1 protein-coding gene is annotated in these 343 nt (G+C 50.4%); it reads left to right on the top strand.

All coding sequences use genetic code 11. From position 1 onward, the window contains the following. Positions 1-17: 17 nt before the first annotated feature. A partial coding sequence (locus ACYQ8U_RS23310) for an acyl-CoA dehydrogenase family protein (protein WP_459947940.1) occupies positions 18-343 on the top strand: 326 nt, incomplete at its 3' end.

Genomic DNA, 343 nt, shown 5'->3' with positions numbered 1-343 from the left:
AATACGGGTTCCTCGGCATGGACATCGCGGAAAAATATGGCGGCACAGAGACAGATGAGATCTGCTCAACCATTATTGCTGAAAAGCTGGGCCCAACCGGTGCCTTTGCTGTCGGTCACGGTGGTCATACGGGAATCGGCAATCTACCTATTGTCTATTTTGGCAACGAGGAACAGAAGGCTGCCTACCTGCCTGTTATTGCCACTGCTGAAAAAATATCCTGCTATGCCCTGACCGAACCAGGATCCGGCTCAGATGCACTCTCGGCAAAGACCAGAGCTGTGCTCGCGGATGATAAGAGCCACTACATAATTAACGGCAGCAAGACATTTATTACCAATGC

Source organism: Desulfocastanea catecholica, from assembly GCF_054657295.1.
The sequence above is the reverse complement of the archived record's forward strand: the minus strand, read 5'-3'. Positions and strand labels throughout refer to the sequence as shown.